Source organism: Citrobacter sp. Cb080, from assembly GCF_030334745.1.
In the GTDB taxonomy this organism is placed as follows: domain Bacteria; phylum Pseudomonadota; class Gammaproteobacteria; order Enterobacterales; family Enterobacteriaceae; genus Citrobacter; species Citrobacter braakii.
Genome location: NZ_JAOWDG010000082.1, coordinates 61,000 through 74,173 on the forward strand (window position 1 = coordinate 61,000; position 13,174 = coordinate 74,173).

Annotated in this window: 12 protein-coding genes and 2 pseudogenes; 8 read left to right on the forward strand and 6 right to left on the reverse strand. The window is 51.7% G+C overall.

The window, feature by feature from the left end:
• Positions 1-175: 175 nt before the first annotated feature.
• Positions 176-1,063: a YghX family hydrolase gene (yghX, locus tag OGV38_RS21310; protein ID WP_286475043.1), complete on the reverse strand. Its 888-nt coding sequence runs from the start codon at positions 1,061-1,063 to the stop codon at positions 176-178.
• 155 nt (positions 1,064-1,218) lie between these two features.
• On the opposite strand from yghX, the gene OGV38_RS21315 reads away from it, so the two are divergent.
• Complete coding sequence (locus OGV38_RS21315; RefSeq protein WP_286474851.1) at positions 1,219-2,259, forward strand: aldo/keto reductase; 1,041 nt, start codon at positions 1,219-1,221, stop codon at positions 2,257-2,259.
• 68 nt (positions 2,260-2,327) lie between these two features.
• On the opposite strand, the gene OGV38_RS21320 is transcribed toward OGV38_RS21315, so the two are convergent.
• Positions 2,328-2,831, reverse strand: coding sequence for an ESA_00282 family adhesion-associated protein (locus OGV38_RS21320; RefSeq protein ID WP_016154498.1), 504 nt, complete (start codon positions 2,829-2,831; stop codon positions 2,328-2,330).
• 104 nt (positions 2,832-2,935) lie between these two features.
• Here OGV38_RS21320 and OGV38_RS21325 point away from each other — a divergent pair, with 104 nt between their 5' ends.
• Both OGV38_RS21325 and OGV38_RS21330 read left to right on the forward strand, forming a co-directional pair.
• Positions 2,936-3,340: a hypothetical protein gene (locus OGV38_RS21325; protein ID WP_286474856.1), complete on the forward strand. Its 405-nt coding sequence runs from the start codon at positions 2,936-2,938 to the stop codon at positions 3,338-3,340.
• 1 nt (position 3,341) lies between these two features.
• Positions 3,342-3,749: a hypothetical protein gene (locus OGV38_RS21330; RefSeq protein WP_016154500.1), complete on the forward strand. Its 408-nt coding sequence runs from the start codon at positions 3,342-3,344 to the stop codon at positions 3,747-3,749.
• 71 nt (positions 3,750-3,820) lie between these two features.
• Here the strand turns inward: OGV38_RS21330 and exbD are convergent, their stop codons facing one another.
• Together exbD and exbB are read right to left on the reverse strand one after the other, a co-directional pair.
• The gene (gene exbD, locus OGV38_RS21335) at positions 3,821-4,246 is read right to left on the reverse strand and encodes a TonB system transport protein ExbD (protein ID WP_016154501.1); all 426 of its coding nucleotides are present in this window, start codon (positions 4,244-4,246) and stop codon (positions 3,821-3,823) included.
• A 6-nt stretch (positions 4,247-4,252) separates the two neighbouring features.
• Positions 4,253-4,987 (reverse strand): tol-pal system-associated acyl-CoA thioesterase, encoded by a 735-nt coding sequence (gene exbB / locus OGV38_RS21340; RefSeq protein WP_016154502.1) that lies wholly within the window; start codon positions 4,985-4,987, stop codon positions 4,253-4,255.
• Positions 4,988-5,237: 250 nt separating this feature from the next.
• Between exbB and metC the strand changes: the two genes are divergently transcribed.
• Entirely contained in the window at positions 5,238-6,425 is a 1,188-nt protein-coding gene (gene metC, locus OGV38_RS21345; RefSeq protein ID WP_016157474.1) for a cystathionine beta-lyase, read from the forward strand.
• Between the two features lie 131 nt (positions 6,426-6,556).
• A complete protein-coding gene (gene yghB, locus OGV38_RS21350) occupies positions 6,557-7,216 on the forward strand; it encodes a DedA family general envelope maintenance protein YghB (RefSeq protein WP_016154504.1) in 660 nt (219 codons plus the stop codon).
• Positions 7,217-7,293: 77 nt separating this feature from the next.
• Here the strand turns inward: yghB and OGV38_RS21355 are convergent, their stop codons facing one another.
• On the reverse strand, positions 7,294-8,193 hold the full coding sequence (locus OGV38_RS21355; protein WP_029139662.1) for an AraC family transcriptional regulator: 900 nt from the start codon (positions 8,191-8,193) through the stop codon (positions 7,294-7,296).
• A 194-nt stretch (positions 8,194-8,387) separates the two neighbouring features.
• Between OGV38_RS21355 and yqhD the strand changes: the two genes are divergently transcribed.
• The 3 genes and pseudogenes from yqhD to OGV38_RS21370 form a co-directional block, all read left to right on the forward strand.
• Positions 8,388-9,551, forward strand: a complete 1,164-nt coding sequence (yqhD, locus tag OGV38_RS21360; RefSeq protein WP_003838168.1) for an alcohol dehydrogenase — start codon at positions 8,388-8,390, stop codon at positions 9,549-9,551.
• A 306-nt stretch (positions 9,552-9,857) separates the two neighbouring features.
• Positions 9,858-10,685: pseudogene (gene dkgA, locus OGV38_RS21365) on the forward strand (2,5-didehydrogluconate reductase DkgA).
• 88 nt (positions 10,686-10,773) lie between these two features.
• Positions 10,774-10,914, forward strand: a pseudogene (locus OGV38_RS21370) (hypothetical protein); the annotation flags it as partial.
• 85 nt (positions 10,915-10,999) lie between these two features.
• Here the strand turns inward: OGV38_RS21370 and OGV38_RS21375 are convergent.
• Positions 11,000-13,171, reverse strand: a complete 2,172-nt coding sequence (locus tag OGV38_RS21375) for a YgiQ family radical SAM protein (RefSeq protein ID WP_286474859.1) — start codon at positions 13,169-13,171, stop codon at positions 11,000-11,002.
• Between the last annotated feature and the right edge of the window lie 3 nt (positions 13,172-13,174).

Consider the following 13,174-nt stretch of genomic DNA (forward strand, 5'->3'; position numbering starts at 1 on the left):
CGATACTTATCCTTGTTATCGGCAGGCAACAGAGAAGATATAATGCATTCTTTATTTTTTTACTTTCTTAAGTGCATCCAATATTATTTACACTATATCAACATGAATGCTAATGAAATTAGCTAGCATTATTATTCAGATAATTAACCTGAAGCATTAAATAATCCCTTGTTTTCTATCGTAAATATTTGTTAAACCATGCAAGAGTACGCTCCCAGGCCAAATCAGCGGCAGCATTATCATAACGCGGTGTCGAGTCATTATGAAAACCATGATTCACGCCGGGATAGATATATGCTTCATAGACTTTCTTATTGGCTTTGAGCGCCGCTTCATAGGCAGGCCATCCCTCATTAATTCGGGTATCTAATTGCGCATAGTGCAGTAATAAAGGCGCTTTTATTTTAGGGACATCTGATGCAGGAACCTGACGCCCATAAAAAGGCACTGCGCAGGCCAGTTCAGGAAAAGCAACGGCTGCGGCATTCGATACGCCGCCACCGTAGCAAAATCCGGTGATACCCACCTTTCCCGTCGCGCCTGAATAACGCTGCATAAATTCAATGGCGGCAAAGAAGTCGTTCATCAGCTTTACCGGGTCAACCTGCTGCTGCAACTCCCGACCTTTATCATCATTGCCAGGATAGCCCCCTACTGAACTTAATCCATCAGGCGCGAGCGCAATATAGCCCGCCTTTGCCACCCGCCGTGCCACATCCTCAATATACGGATTCAGCCCACGATTCTCATGCACCACCACTACCGCCGGAACTTTCCCCGTCGCTTTCGCAGGTTTGACCAGATACCCACGCACATCACCATGCCCTTCAGGTGAAGGGTAAGTCATGTATTCCGCCAGGATATTAGGATCGGTGAACTCCACCTGCGTTGCGAGGGCATAATTGGGTTTCAATACATTGAATAAAGCCAGCGCCGTCATACCACCGACTGCATATTTCGCAGCAAGATTGAGAAACTCGCGTTTCGTTATTTTGCCATGAGCGTAATAGTCATAGCAGTCGAGCAATTCTTGCGGAAAGTCTTTGGCAGTTAGACGCGACATGGCAGCACTCCGGATCGATGTTTTTTTAAGCAAAGCACAGTGGTCTGTTTTTGCCCAGTTTTTCATTCCAGTGTGACCTGGTGAACGGGATATTCATCATGAACCCGCTAGAATAGAAACGTTGTTTCGAAATTCACCTGCACTAAGGAGATCTCATGGACTGGTTTGCCAATCCTGAACGTTACGAGCAGATGCTCTATCGCTACTGCGGGCGCAGCGGTTTACGTTTACCCGCACTATCGCTGGGTTTGTGGCACAGTTTTGGGCACGTTCAGGCGCTGGATTCACAGCGCGCTCTGCTGCGTAAAGCATTTGATTTAGGCATCACGCATTTTGATTTAGCCAATAACTACGGGCCGCCTCCGGGCAGCGCAGAAGAGAATTTTGGCCGATTACTGCGCGAGGATTTTGCACACTATCGTGATGAACTGATCATCTCCACCAAAGCAGGCTATGACATGTGGCCAGGCCCATACGGTTCTGGCGGTTCGCGCAAATACCTGCTCGCCAGCCTCGACCAGAGCCTGAAACGCATGGGCCTCGACTATGTCGATATCTTCTACTCGCACCGCGTTGACGAAAATACGCCAATGGAAGAGACCGCCTCAGCGCTGGCCCATGCGGTGCAAAGCGGTAAAGCGCTGTATGTCGGCATCTCATCCTATTCCCCGGAGCGTACGCAGAAAATGGCCGAGCTGATGCGGGAATGGAAAATTCCGCTGCTGATCCACCAGCCTTCTTACAACCTGCTTAACCGTTGGGTAGACAGCAGCGGTCTGCTGGATACGCTGGAATCCAACGGCATGGGCTGCATCGCATTTACGCCGCTGGCCCAGGGGCTGCTGACGGGGAAATACCTCAACGGCATTCCGGAAGGTTCACGCATGCAGCGTGAAGGGAAAAAAGTTCGTGGGCTGACGGAAAATATGCTGACGGAAGAAAACCTTAACAGCCTGCGTTTGCTCAATGAGATGGCGCAACAGCGCGGACAGTTGATGGCGCAAATGGCCTTAAGCTGGCTGCTGAAAGACAACCGGGTGACGTCGGTATTAATTGGCGCCAGCCGACCGGAGCAACTGGAGGAGAACGTTCAGGCGTTGTCTAACCTGACGTTCAGCGCCGAAGAACTGGCGCAGATCGATAAACATGTCGCGGATGGTAAGCTGAACCTTTGGCAGGCCTCATCTGACAAATAGCCGTTTGTAACTCTGTGCCGGGAAGCGGCGTTAGCCTCCCCGGCACGTAACAGGGCCAGCCAATCCCTTCACACCTCTTCCGCTTTGATCTCTGGACGTTGAAATTCCGGCCACACCAGCGCGACAAGCGCAGGATAAGCCTCCAGACTGAACTCCCTGAAGCACTGGCGTAAGTTAAGCACATCCAGATCGGCATGCGGGACTTTCTCACCGCTCAGACAGCGCTTTTTTATATTGTCGTAATATTTATACACCGCAGAGTTGAGATCGCTACAACGCCGCTGTGCATCAAATAGCCCTGGCGTCTCATTTAGCTCCACCATTGTCATCCGCTTGATCGTTGAGTGGATAAAATCGATATATTCGTGATTAACGCGCCAATACCATACTGGGGTAATCGAATTCATCAGTACCGAAAAATGATCTTCCCCCTCTTCTTTACTCAGCATTTCCGGCTGGTTTTCAGAGTGCCCATTTTCTGCATATCGGTTTTTATTTGCACTGCGCATCAACAAAAGTACCCCGCAGGTAAGCAATAGCAGGGTAATAACAGAATAAAATATACTGTTCATATACTGGCTCCATTTTTTTTGATTTTAAAATTACGCCATGCTATTGTCAACGCAGCCTGGTTTATTTAGAACAACATATCATTGGCATCAAAGGATATTTCAACATGCTTCCCGAGCATCTTGTTCCCTCGCGTTTTCACTTATCCAGCTCATCTACTAATACCAGTCCCACAGATAATAGTGAAAATTTGACTCAGGGAAAGAGAACATTAAGTGATTATGAACCCGATATTTTGATTAGCTCTACCGCTAACGGCCAGGCGCGCAATATGTTATTTGAAGAGTGCGTTCGCCATTTAAAAGAGCGCCTGTTTCGTGCCGCAAAAATTGAGTCCTTCACTCGCCTGCTCAATTCACTACAAGCGGAAGGCGACATTAACGCTCAAGAATTAAGTAAAATTTTATCGACAAAAACAGCCAGCGTAAATGAACAGGGCAATAAAATTTGGCTTAATTTAATTACGCGTGAGACCAGCGATCCTATTTTTTATTCTCTGGAAGAGAAATAAAATGAAAGATGTTGAGGATAATAATGTTTATTTGGCTTTAGATGACCATAAAAGCGATGAGTTTGTCTTAAAGCAAAATTTGGCCGTATTGATTGCCAATAAAAATGCGACGTTGGAAAGCGTTGCCCAGGAGATGGTTTCTATTCCCGCCGCGCTGGTGCGGATGAAATGGCAAAATCGTCGCGAAATTTATGCGCTACAGGCTAAAGAAGAGATCTATGGCGCCGCGATTGAAGCCATTATGGAGCAGCAACCAGAACTACGGGACAAAATCATGGCCCGGCTGGAGAGCACATACCAGCATATACTCAAGCGAGAAACAGCCACCTTACGCCTGACGCGTAAACTGTCTGAAGGGAACTACGAACCCACCAGGATAACGGCAGTCGCACTGGATGAGGACAGATAAGGGCGTGTGGGGAGAGCTGAATCAGGAGAGGAAGGCCGGGTAAGGCAACAACCATTACCCGGCAATCAGGATTACTTCGCTTTCACGGTCTCTTCACCGACCAGACCAATCTTCAGGAAACCCGCCTGATGCAGCGTATCCATAACTTTCATCATGGTTTCATAATCGACGGTTTTATCCGCACGGAAGAAAATCGTGGTGTCTTTCTTCCCATCGGTCAGCGTATTTAATTCGCTAATCATGGTGTCATCCGTCACCTGATTGTTGCCAATAAACATACTCTTATCGGCTTTAACAGACAGGTAAACCGGTTTTTCCGGACGCGGCTGCGGCGTGCTGGTGGAAGCCGGGAGATTCACCTTCACATCCACCGTTGCCAACGGTGCGGCCACCATAAAGATGATCAATAAAACCAACATAACATCGATAAACGGCGTCACGTTGATTTCATGCATTTCACCGTTATCGTCCAGGTTTTCATTAAAGCTCATTGCCATGGAACATTATCCTACACGTAATTTCTGCGCAGCACGTACCGGATGGGCAGAAGCGCTAGCGTTCAGGTCCAGATCGCGACTTTGCAGCAACAGTACCTGTGCCGCGACATCGCCCAGCATCGCTTTATAGCTGCCAATCTGACGTGCGAAAATGTTGTAGATAACGACCGCAGGAATTGCCGCGACCAGACCGATCGCCGTCGCTAACAGTGCTTCTGCGATACCCGGCGCAACAACGGCCAGGTTGGTCGTTTGGGTTTGTGCAATCCCGATGAAGCTATTCATGATGCCCCATACGGTACCGAACAGACCCACAAATGGAGAGATAGCCCCGATGGTGGCCAGGTAGCCGTTACCACGTCCCATATGACGACCTACCGCCGCCACACGACGCTCCAGACGGAAGCCGGTACGCTCTTTAATACCTTCGTTGTCGTCGCTGCCTTCTGACAATTCCAGTTCGTTCTGCGCTTCGTAAATCAACTGTGCGCCCAGGCTTTTGCCATCAAATCCTGCAGCAATCTCATTTGCCTGGTCTAAAGAGCGGGCGTCCGCCAGCAGTTGCTGTTCACGCTTAAGGCGGCGTTTCTGAGTAAAGAACTCAAGGCTCTTACTAAAGAAGATAGCCCAGGTGACCACTGATGCCAAAATCAGCCCAATCATCACGCACTTAACCACGATATCGGCGTGCTGATACATACCCCAGACGGAAAGATCCGTCTGCATCAAATTATTACCCACTCTGTATCTCCAGGACGCAAATCACAAAATCTGAGCGTAATGATATCAAAACGACGTCGAATTGATAGTCGTTCTCATTACTATTTACATATTGCCGCACCTTTGGTTTCTTTTCCTTGCGCTTACGCAGTAAAAAAGTCACCAGAAGCATTTTGAGATTATTTTCTACTGTATGACCGTTCTGCAGGATGCGTCATCTTTGATTCATGGTAGTTTAGACATCCAGACGTATAAAAACAGGTAAGACGACATGGCAGATAAGCAACTTGAAACCAAACTCGTTCACGCAGGACGCAGTAAAAAGTACACGCTGGGCGCGGTAAATAGCGTGATCCAGCGCGCTTCTTCGCTAGTGTTTGACACCGTAGAGGCCAAAAAGCAGGCTACGCACAACCGTGCTAACGGTGCGCTTTTCTATGGACGTCGCGGAACCCTGACGCATTTTTCCCTGCAGGAGGCAATGTGTGAACTGGAAGGCGGCGCGGGTTGCGCGTTGTTCCCCTGCGGCGCGGCGGCCGTTGCCAACACCATCCTCGCCTTTGTGGAACAAGGGGATCATGTGCTGATGACCAACACCGCCTATGAACCCAGCCAGGATTTCTGCACCAAAATTCTCGGCAAACTCGGCGTGTCCACCGGATGGTTCGATCCGCTGGTTGGTGCCGATATTGTGAAGCACATACAGCCGAACACTAAAGTCGTATTTCTGGAATCTCCCGGCTCTGTCACCATGGAAGTACATGATGTCCCTGCTATTGTTGCCGCCGTCAGAAGCGTCGCGCCGGATGCGATCATCATAATTGATAACACCTGGGCTGCCGGGGTGCTGTTCAAAGCGCTGGATTTTGGCATCGACATTTCTATTCAGGCTGGTACCAAATATCTGATTGGCCATTCCGACGCCATGGTCGGCACTGCGGTAGCTAATGCCCGTTGCTGGGATCAACTGCGCGAAAATGCCTATCTGATGGGGCAAATGCTGGACGCCGATACCGCCTATATGACCAGCCGCGGACTGCGTACGCTAAGCGTTCGCCTGCGCCAACATCATGAAAGCAGCTTAAAGGTCGCCGAGTGGCTGGCCAGCCATCCGCAGGTCGCCCGCGTGAACCACCCCGCGCTGCCCGGCAGTAAAGGCCACGAATTCTGGAAGCGTGATTTCACCGGCAGCAGCGGACTGTTCTCATTTGTATTGAATAAGAAACTAAATCATGAAGAGCTGGCCGCGTATCTGGACCACTTCAGCCTGTTCAGCATGGCCTACTCCTGGGGCGGTTTTGAGTCGCTGATTCTCGCTAATCAGCCGGAACACATTGCGGCAATCCGTCCGCAAGGCGAGGTGGACTTCAGTGGAACGCTCATCCGTTTGCATATCGGTTTAGAGAATGTTGACGATCTGATTGCCGATTTGGCCGCAGGATTTGCCCGAATCGAGTAAAATTGCCATAGATGGACATATATGCAGACACTTCTGGTGGAAAAGTCTGCAATTGTTGCGTCCGGGATCAAGGCATCCCGGACAATTCAGGAGTACAATCCACACATAAACGCTGTTCCACAGGAAAGTCCATGGTAGTCATTCAAGATATTGTCTCCGCGCTTTGGCAACACGATTTTGCCGCGTTGGCGGATCCGCACGTTGTGAGCGTGGTGTACTTCGTAATGTTCGCCACACTGTTTTTAGAAAATGGCCTGCTGCCTGCCTCCTTTTTACCCGGAGACAGCCTGTTATTGCTGGCAGGGGCGCTGATCGCTCAGGACGTGATGAGTTTTATACCTACCATAGCTATTCTGACTGCCGCAGCCAGTCTGGGCTGCTGGCTGAGCTACATTCAGGGACGCTGGCTGGGCAACACGCGGACGGTAAAAGGCTGGCTGGCGCAATTACCTGATAAATATCATCAGCGCGCTACCTGCATGTTTGACCAACACGGGCTGATGGCACTCCTGGCTGGGCGTTTCCTGGCATTCGTTCGTACCTTGCTGCCAACAATGGCGGGAATTTCGGGTCTGCCAAACCGTCGGTTCCAGTTTTTTAACTGGCTGAGCGGTCTGCTGTGGGTCACCGTCGTCACCGGCTTTGGCTATGCGCTGAGCATGATCCCGTTCGTCAAACGCCATGAAGATCAGGTGATGACCTTTTTAATGATCCTGCCGATTGCCCTGTTAACCGCGGGTCTGTTGGGTACCCTGTTTGTCGTGATTAAAAAAAAATACTGTAGCGCCTGAGTATTAACCGTAGGCCGGGGTTCCCCCGGCATTTTCGCCTGATGACGTTTCGCTTATCAGGCCAGCGCTGAGCAAGTTTAACTCCCCTGCATCATTCGAATTCTGGCTGCATCCTCCCCCGGCGTTACGCCAAAGAAACGTTTGAATTCCCGACTGAATTGCGATGCGCTCTCATAGCCGACGCGCATGGCAGCCGCACTGGCCTTCATCCCGTCGTGGATCATCATCATCCGTGCTTTATGCAGACGATAGCTCTTCAGGTATTGCAGCGGCGACGTGCTGGTCACCGCTTTAAAATTATGATGAAACGCCGACACGCTCATGTTCGCTTCTGCCGCCAGCTGTTCGACATTGAGATTTTCGGTGTATTTGGTTTCAATGCGCTTCAGCACCCGGCTTATCAAACTGAAATGCGTCTGGCGACTGACCAGCGCCAGTAATGCGCCGCCGCGCGGCCCGGTCAGCACATGGTAGAGGATCTCGCGAATAATCTGTTTCCCCAGAATACGCGCATCCAGCGGTCGCTCCATCACATCCAGCAGGCGCTCAGCGGCGCACAGTATTTCGTCAGAAAGCGTCGCGGAGTTGATCCCGCTGGCCGCCATGGCGGGCTGGAACAGCTCATCTTCCCCAATGTCCATCAACAGCTCCTGCAATTGCAGAATATCGACATTCAGGTAGATACCGGCCAGGGGAACCTCCGGCGTTGCATACGTTTCGCATTCAAAGGGTAGCGGTACGGTTAGCAACAGGTATTCGTTGGCGTCATAACGAAATACACGTTCATTGATATAACCAATTTTATGTCCCGAAAAGAGAAATATGATTCCTGGCTGATACATTACCGGTGTACGCGCTGCCGGCTCAGTGCCGTGCAGCAGGCGGACATCTGGCAGCAGTTCGCTGAGTTTATTTTCATTGTTTTTCAGCTGCTTAATTTTATCTGTCAGCAGAAGGCAGATCTCATCACGGTTCATAGAGCACCATTTCATCATCGGTTTGCAACCCTGACATAATGCGCAGATTTATCCGTTTTCTCCAGCAGTCTGTAGAAATGGGCAAGACATCGGCAGAAATGAGCATTGAGAGCAGCGCGGCTGACGACCACAATGTTCATCATCCGGCAGACACTCTCCTGCCCTCTTTTTTTACCCACATAAGGGAACGAGCAATGAACAACTTTAATCTCCATACCCCAACCCGCATTCTGTTTGGTAAAGGTGCGATTGCTGAGCTGCGCGATCAAATCCCTCAGGATGCTCGCGTATTGGTTACCTATGGCGGCGGTAGCGTGAAAAAAACCGGTGTCCTGGCACAGGTTCAGGATGCGCTGAAAGGCCTGGACGTGCTGGAGTTTGGCGGTATTGAGCCGAACCCGTCTTATGAAACGCTGATGAACGCGGTAAAAATCGTGCGTGATGAGAAAGTGACGTTCCTGCTGGCGGTAGGCGGCGGTTCGGTGCTGGATGGCACCAAATTCATCGCGGCTGCGGCACAATACGCTGACGGCATCGATCCATGGCGCATTCTGGAAACCCACGGCAACGACGTAACAAGCGCTATCCCGATGGGCTCCGTATTAACCCTGCCAGCAACCGGCTCTGAATCTAACTCCGGCGCGGTCATTTCGCGTAAAACCACCGGCGATAAGCTGGCCTTTATGACCCCATTTGTGCAGCCGGTATTCGCCGTGCTGGATCCGGTTTACACCTATACCCTGCCGCCGCGTCAGGTTGCGAACGGCGTCGTAGATGCCTTCGTACATACCGTTGAGCAGTATGTGACTTATCCGGTAGACGGGAAAATTCAGGATCGCTTTGCCGAAGGTATTCTGCTTACGCTGGTAGAAGAAGGCCCGAAAGCATTGCAGGAGCCGGAAAATTACAACGTGCGTGCGAACGTTATGTGGGCGGCAACCCAGGCGCTGAACGGTCTGATTGGCGCAGGCGTACCACAAGACTGGGCAACGCATATGCTGGGCCACGAACTGACCGCAATGCACGGTCTGGATCATGCTCAAACATTGGCTATCGTTCTGCCAGCGCTGTGGAATGAAAAACGCGATACCAAACGTGCCAAACTGCTGCAATACGCAGAGCGTATCTGGAATATCACCGAAGGTTCCGATGACCAACGCATCGACGCCGCTATTGCCGCAACCCGCGCTTTCTTCGAACAAATGGGCGTACCGACTCGTCTGTCTGACTACGGCCTGGACGGTAGTTCCATCCCGGCGCTACTGGAAAAACTGCAAGCGCACGGCGGTACGAAACTGGGCGAACATCAGGACATTACGCTCGAGGTCAGCCGTCGGATTTACGAAGCTGCCCGCTAAGGTTTTTTCACCTCCGCCTTTCATTTTTGGGTATTTATATTCTAAATATTTCGAGTTGCATAAAGGCGGCAAAGGAGAGAATCCCTAGGAGCTTACATAAGTCAGTGACTGGGGGTGAAACGACAAACCTGCCGGGAGCAGATTTGAACGCTGCTTGCAGCGGCCTTGAAAGGACGAGGCCCATGGATGGGTCGAGTAATAAAGCCAACGCATATGCAGCTTGAAGTATGACGAGGATAGGCCAGACTTAAGTCACACCTAACTTACCGGGGCTTGCCTCGGTAAACTCAATTCAGGGGAGGAATTATGACCGGTCCAACCATTATTAAACTACAGGATGGTAACGTCATGCCGCAGCTGGGCCTGGGGGTCTGGAAGGCAAGTAACGAAGAGGTCATCACCGCCATTCATAAAGCGCTGGAAGTGGGGTATCGCTCAATTGATACCGCTGCAGCGTACAAAAACGAAGAAGGTGTCGGCAAAGCAATACGCGATGCGGGCGTACCGCGGGAAGAGTTATTCATCACCACCAAGCTGTGGAATGATGACCAGAAACGCCCTCGGGAAGCCTTGCTCGAAAGCATGGAGAAACTCCAGCTCGATTACCTCGATCTTTATCTGATGCACTGACCAGTGCCGGCGATCGACCACTACGTTGAAGCGTGGGAAAGCATGATCGATCTGCAAAAAGAAGGGCTGATTAAGAGCATCGGCGTGTGTAACTTTCAGATCAATCATCTCCAGCGACTGATGGATGAAACCGGCGTACCACCGGTGATTAACCAGATAGAACTTCATCCGCTTATGCAACAGCGCCAACTGCACGCCTGGAACGCAACGCATAAAATCCAGACCGAATCCTGGAGCCCGCTGGCGCAGGGCGGCAAAGACGTCTTTGATCAAAAGATTATCCGCGATCTCGCGGAGAAATATGGCAAATCACCGGCGCAGATTGTCATCCGCTGGCATCTGGATAGCGGCCTGGTGGTTATTCCGAAATCAGTCACCCCTGCGCGTATCGCAGAAAACTTTAACGTCTGGGACTTCCGCCTGGATAAAGATGAATTAGGCGAAATCGCAAAGCTCGATCAGGGCAAACGTCTGGGACCAGACCCGGACCAGTTCGGCGGTTAACCCCTTCTCTCCTGCCCGACCTCTCGTCGGGCCTTTACTGATTTGAATTTCGACGTAGACCACGTGCACAGCTAATTGAGTCCCATGCGATCTGCCCCACTGGAAGCCGATTGAATCGCAGCAGAACCAATTTTTCGAGCAGTATGAAGGATATCTGTCGTCACACGATCATGAACGGGCGGATGATGCAAAACTGGCCGCATTAGCGGCCAGAATTCGTGAGGCATAATTACTGAACACTTCCGCCAGATGGCACCTTATCCGGCCGACGGTCTTTCAGGCCCGGTAAACATTTCACTCCCGGGCAAGACAGATTAGCGCCCTGCTACTTTCCCACGTTTTTTGTTCGCGGCAGGCGTCTGGCGCTGATGCGCCACAGGCGTGTGCTTGGTCAACGCCGGACGGGTATGACGGTTCTGGCGACGCGCTTCGCGCATCTCTTCCAGCGTAGGCGCCGGAACCAGACATTCGCGACGACCACCGATCAGATGCTTTTTCCCCATATCTTCCAGCGCCTGGCGGATTAACGGCCAGTTGGCTGGGTCGTGGTAACGCAGCAGCGCTTTATGCAGACGACGCTGTTTATCACCTTTCGGCACCACCACGTCTTCACTCTTGTAACCAATTTTACCCAGCGGGTTTTTCCCGGTGTAATACATGGTTGTGGAGTTCGCCAATGGTGAAGGATAGAAGTTCTGCACCTGATCCAGACGGAAACGACGTTGCTTCAGCCACAGCGCCAGATTCACCATATCCTCGTCACGCGTCCCAGGATGCGCAGAAATAAAGTACGGGATCAGGTACTGCTCTTTACCGGCCTGTTTAGAGTAGGTGTCGAACAATTCCTTAAAGCGATCGTAGCTGCCCATCCCCGGCTTCATCATCTTCGACAGCGGGCCTTCTTCAGTATGCTCTGGCGCAATCTTCAGATAGCCGCCCACGTGGTGGGTCGCCAGCTCTTTGATATAGCGCGGATCTTCAACCGCGATGTCATAGCGCACACCTGAAGCGATAAGGATCTTTTTAATGCCTTTCAAATCACGCGCACGGCGATAGAGGTTAATCGTCGGCTCGTGGTTGGTATCCATATGCGGACAAATATCCGGGTAGGCGCATGACAAACGACGGCAGGTTTGCTCCGCACGCGGTGACTTACAGCGCAGCATATACATGTTCGCCGTTGGGCCGCCGAGATCGGAAATCACGCCGGTAAAGCCCGGAACGGTGTCGCGAATAGCTTCGATTTCATTGATGATCGAATCTTCAGAGCGGCTCTGGATAATGCGGCCTTCGTGCTCGGTGATCGAACAGAACGAGCAGCCGCCAAAACAGCCACGCATAATGTTGATCGAGAAACGGATCATCTCGTAGGCCGGAATGCGGCTGTCGCCATACGCCGGATGCGGCACGCGCTTGTACGGCAGCGCAAAGACGCTGTCCATTTCTTCGGTAGAGAGCGGAATGGCTGGCGGGTTGATCCAGATGTAGCGATCGCCATGCTTTTGCATCAGCGCGCGCGCACAGCCTGGGTTGGTTTCGTGGTGCAGGATACGCGACGCATGTGCATACAGCACTTTATCGCCCTTCACTTTTTCGAAGGACGGCAGCAGCACGTAGGTTTTTTCCCACGGTTTCGGGCGCGGCGGCTGTACGGTTACCGCTTTCGCTTCCTGCTTTTTCGGGGCGACAGGTTTGTTGTCGGCACACGGCAGATCCTCGCCGTATGGATGCGGGATCGGGTCAATTTTGCCCGGCGTGTCGAGACGCGTGGAATCCACCCCACTCCAGCCCGGCAGCGCTTCTTTAACCATAATCGCGGTGTTACGCACGTCGCGGATCTGATCGATAGTTTCACCCATCGCCAGACGATGCGCCACTTCCACCAGCGGACGTTCGCCGTTACCGAACATCAGCATGTCGGCTTTTGAATCCACCAGCACGGAGCGACGAACGGTATCAGACCAGTAGTCGTAGTGCGCGGTACGGCGCAGGCTGGCCTCAATACCGCCGAGAATAACCGGCACATCTTTCCATGCTTCCTTACAGCGCTGGGTATAGACCAGCGTCGCGCGGTCCGGGCGTTTGCCCGCCACGTTGTCTGGCGTATAAGCATCGTCATGGCGCAGTCGGCGATCGGCGATATAACGGTTGATCATCGAATCCATGTTGCCCGCGGTTACACCAAAGAACAGGTTCGGTTTACCCAAACGCATAAAATCGTCTTTGTTGTTCCACTCCGGCTGGGCGATAATCCCAACACGAAAGCCCTGCGCTTCCAGCATACGGCCGCAAATTGCCATGCCAAAGCTGGGATGATCGACGTATGCATCACCGGTAACCAGAATGATGTCGCAGCTATCCCAGCCAAGTTGGTCCATTTCGTCGCGTGACATCGGCAAAAATGGTGCCGGGCCAAAACAGGCAGCCCAGTATTGCGGCCAGGAGAAAAGGTCTCTGTCCGGCTGGATCAGGGATATTGCGCTCATAGT

What these genes read in the sequence shown, in the direction of transcription:
- yghX (WP_286475043.1), bottom strand. Translation starts at nt 1,063, where the DNA reads ATGTCGCGTCTAACTGCCAAAGACTTTCCGCAAGAATTGCTCGACTGC.
- OGV38_RS21375 (WP_286474859.1), bottom strand. Translation starts at nt 13,171, where the DNA reads ATGAGCGCAATATCCCTGATCCAGCCGGACAGAGACCTTTTCTCCTGG.
- metC (WP_016157474.1), top strand. Translation starts at nt 5,238, where the DNA reads ATGGCAGATAAGCAACTTGAAACCAAACTCGTTCACGCAGGACGCAGT.
- OGV38_RS21330 (WP_016154500.1), top strand. Translation starts at nt 3,342, where the DNA reads ATGAAAGATGTTGAGGATAATAATGTTTATTTGGCTTTAGATGACCAT.
- OGV38_RS21325 (WP_286474856.1), top strand. Translation starts at nt 2,936, where the DNA reads ATGCTTCCCGAGCATCTTGTTCCCTCGCGTTTTCACTTATCCAGCTCA.
- OGV38_RS21355 (WP_029139662.1), bottom strand. Translation starts at nt 8,193, where the DNA reads ATGAACCGTGATGAGATCTGCCTTCTGCTGACAGATAAAATTAAGCAG.
- yqhD (WP_003838168.1), top strand. Translation starts at nt 8,388, where the DNA reads ATGAACAACTTTAATCTCCATACCCCAACCCGCATTCTGTTTGGTAAA.
- OGV38_RS21315 (WP_286474851.1), top strand. Translation starts at nt 1,219, where the DNA reads ATGGACTGGTTTGCCAATCCTGAACGTTACGAGCAGATGCTCTATCGC.
- yghB (WP_016154504.1), top strand. Translation starts at nt 6,557, where the DNA reads ATGGTAGTCATTCAAGATATTGTCTCCGCGCTTTGGCAACACGATTTT.
- OGV38_RS21320 (WP_016154498.1), bottom strand. Translation starts at nt 2,831, where the DNA reads ATGAACAGTATATTTTATTCTGTTATTACCCTGCTATTGCTTACCTGC.
- exbD (WP_016154501.1), bottom strand. Translation starts at nt 4,246, where the DNA reads ATGGCAATGAGCTTTAATGAAAACCTGGACGATAACGGTGAAATGCAT.